The organism is Gordonia sp. (in: high G+C Gram-positive bacteria), from assembly GCF_049299075.1.
GTDB lineage: Bacteria > Actinomycetota > Actinomycetes > Mycobacteriales > Mycobacteriaceae > Gordonia.
The window spans coordinates 1-3,165 of sequence record NZ_JBAQWU010000244.1 but is presented as its reverse complement, the minus strand read 5'-3'; the positions used below and the strand labels follow the sequence as shown (position 1 = coordinate 3,165).

The following is a 3,165-nucleotide window of genomic DNA, read 5'->3' as shown; positions in this document are numbered from 1 at the left end:
TGATCCGTAGTCAGATGCTCTATCCGTTGAGCTACGGGCGCTGGTACCCGAACGATCGTACAATCTGTGCGTCGTTCGGCGCTATTAGGTTGTCCGGGCGAACCCGGATGGCGGAGACGAGAGGATTTGAACCTCCGGTCCCTTTTTCAAGAGACAACTCATTAGCAGTGAGTCCCATTCGGCCGCTCTGGCACGTCTCCTGGTCTCAAGTCCTTGCGGACTCTCGCGCCGAGGACAAAGGTTACACAGGCTCCGAGTGGCGTGGCAAATCGCCCGGGCGGTGCGTGATTCGCGCACCTGGAAGGCCTACATTTGCAGACGTGACGCTGCGTATCCGCCCCGACCTGGACTCCCTGCCCGCGTACGTACCGGGCAAGACGTTCCCCGGCGCACTGAAGCTGGCCAGCAATGAGGTGACCGAGCCGCCGTTGCCTGCGGTGGCCGAGGCAATCGCCGCCGCAGCAGCCGGAATCAACCGGTACCCAGACAACGGGGCCGTGGCGCTGACCGAGGCGCTGGCCAAACATGTGGGAGTCACCCCCGAGGAGATCCAGACCGCTGGCGGCTCGGTGACGCTATGCCAGAACCTGATCACCATCACCAGCGGCCCCGGCGACGAAGTGCTCTTCGGCTGGCGCAGCTTTGAGACCTACCCGCTTGCGACCCGCATCGCCGGCGCCACCCCCGTGCAGGTGCCGCTCACCGGAGATGCCGTCTACGACTTGGCGGCCATGGCCGACGCCATCACCGACCGCACCAGACTGATCTTCCTCTGCAACCCAAACAACCCCACCGGCACCGTCGTGGCGGCCGAGGCCCTCCGCGCCTTCTTGGAGCGGGTGCCCAGCGATCTGCTCGTCGTGCTCGACGAGGCCTATATCGAGTACGCGCGGCTCGACGAGGCGCACGCCTATGACGCCATCGAACTGCGCAAGGAGTTCGGCAATCTGGTGGTGCTGCGGACCTTCTCGAAGGCGTACGGCCTGGCCGGGCTCCGTGTGGGCTACGCCGTGGCGGCACCCGAGGTGGTCGTCGCGCTAGGCAAGGTGCATATCCCGTTCTCAGTGAACTCCCTCGCCCAGGCCGCCGCGATCGCCGCCATCGGTGCCCGCGATCAACTCCTGACGCGCACCGACGCGGTGGCCGCCGAACGCGCGCGCGTCACCGCCGCGCTGCGCGACGCTGGCTACCGGATCGCCGACAGTCAAGCGAACTTCGTCTGGCTCGAACTCGGCGCCGAAGCGTTGCCTTTTGCCGCCGCGGCGGCCGAGGCCGGCCTGATCGTGCGCCCGTTCGCCGGGGAGGGCGTGCGGGTGACCGTCACCGTCCCGGACGAGAACGACGTCTTTCTGCGCTTCGCACTCGAGCGAGCCGGCCGATGACCCAGCCCCGCGACCCCGCGACCAAACGCCACCGCGTCAACACGCAGCGCCGACTACTGGAGGCCGCCTTCGAGGTTTTCTCCGAGATCGGCTTCGGGCACACCACGGTCGAGAAGGTCTCCGAACGCGCCGGCTTCACCCGCGGCGCCTTCTATTCGAACTTCGCCTCACTGGAGGAACTGTTCCTGGCCATGTGGGCTGAGCGCTCCGAGGCGATGATCGCCGAGATGCGCACCGCGCTCGACCGTCTGCAGGACGACGACGTCGTCGACCTGAGCGAGCTGATCGGCGGCATCACCGATGCCCTCCCACTCGACGAGCGCTGGTGGGGCATCACCGCGGAGGTCAACGCGCATGCGCTGCGCACCCCGGGACTGCGCGACACCATCTCCCAGCGCGAAGACCGGATGGGGACCATGCTGATGCCCGTCGTCGGCGATTTATTGGCGCGCGTCGACCGGACCATCCCCGACCCCGCAGCCTTCGCCCGAGCTCTCATCGCGGTCTTCGACGGCACGGCCATGCGGATCCTGCTGGCACCCGACGACCCTGAACTGCTGGCCGCGCGCCGCGCCCTCTTCCAGCACGTCGTCGAGGCCTATTCGGTCCCCGCCGACCACTGAATCACGCACGCTCCCGCGGCCGGACTTGGCTCGCGCGGCCGGATTAATCCGACAGCGCGAACCGAAGTCGACCGCGGGGCCTAATTTCGGCCGCGCAGACAACACACCGCTCAGGAGATCGACGGGGCGAGCGCATTCCAGGCTTCCGGCAGGTCACGCTGCCAGTAGACCCAGCTGTGGGTGCCGATGACCCGGAAGCCTGGGGTGAAAGCGACACCCTCCGAGGTGAGTTTGGTGGCGAACTCCAGCGAGCACCGGTAAGCGGCTGCTTCCAAAGCTGAGCCCGCAGCAATCTGCGCGTCCGCGGGCCCCTCCTTCGGGTCGCGCTTGACAGTCAGGTCGAGCGGGCCCACGGCCCCGGTGCCCGAGCCGAGGTAGATCGCTTTGCCGCGCAGCGCGTCGAGTTTGAGCGCCGGATCGTTGGCCCGCCAGCGCTTACCACCGGTCGGCCCCCACATGTTGTTGGCGTCGCCGCCGGATTTGGCGACGGTGGTGCGCACATACGCCTCGTTGGCAGGATTGGAGACCGGCGGGCAGCCACTCAGGGAGCCGACACCGCGGTACAGCTCCGGGTTGCGGGCGGCCAGCGCGAAGGCAGCCTGGCCGCCCATCGACAGACCCATGATCGCGTTACGGCCGTTGGAGCCGAACTGTTCGGCGATCACCGGAGGCAATTCTTTGGTCAGGAACGTCTCCCACTGCGGCTTGCCGATCGCCGAGTCCTTACGCATCCAGTTGGTGTAGAACGACCCGGCGCCACCGGCGGGCAGCACCACGTTGACGTTCTTTCCGGCGAAGAAACTCTGAGCGCCACCCTTGGTGATCCAGTCACTCACCGTCTCGCCGCCGTCGGCACCGTCGAGCAGATAGAGGGTCCCGCGCGGCGCCGTGCCGCCGGAGCTGAGCACCGTGACGGGGACTACCCCGCCCATCGCTTCACTCTTGACCTTCAGGTCGACCCGGTGCAGGCCACGCTGCGCCTTCTTCAGGACCTGCGCCCCCGGTGGCGCCGCCTCCACCGGAGCTGCGGCGGCGGCGCCACCGCCGAGAGCGAGAGTGCAGGCGGCCAGGATCGAGACGAAGCGGCGCGGAGTCATGGTCGCCAAAGCTACCCGGGCGATGTTGCGAAAAGGTAAAGGTCTGGTGAGTAGCAGCTGAAG

General features: G+C 67.3%; 3 protein-coding genes and 1 tRNA gene. 2 read left to right on the top strand and 2 right to left on the bottom strand.

Annotated features, from left to right (window positions below; genetic code table 11):
* Positions 1-108: 108 nt before the first annotated feature.
* Positions 109-200, bottom strand: a tRNA-Ser gene (locus WAW85_RS07645).
* Positions 201-320: 120 nt separating this feature from the next.
* Between WAW85_RS07645 and hisC the strand changes: the two genes are divergently transcribed.
* Together hisC and WAW85_RS07635 are read left to right on the top strand one after the other, a co-directional pair.
* Entirely contained in the window at positions 321-1,382 is a 1,062-nt protein-coding gene (gene hisC, locus WAW85_RS07640) for a histidinol-phosphate transaminase (protein WP_422559027.1), read from the top strand.
* Entirely contained in the window at positions 1,379-2,005 is a 627-nt protein-coding gene (locus tag WAW85_RS07635) for a TetR/AcrR family transcriptional regulator (RefSeq protein ID WP_422559026.1), read from the top strand. The genes hisC and WAW85_RS07635 overlap by 4 nt, the downstream gene beginning before the upstream one ends.
* A 110-nt stretch (positions 2,006-2,115) precedes the next feature.
* Here the strand turns inward: WAW85_RS07635 and WAW85_RS07630 are convergent, their stop codons facing one another.
* Entirely contained in the window at positions 2,116-3,102 is a 987-nt protein-coding gene (locus WAW85_RS07630; protein WP_422559025.1) for an alpha/beta hydrolase, read from the bottom strand.
* Positions 3,103-3,165 lie beyond the last annotated feature (63 nt).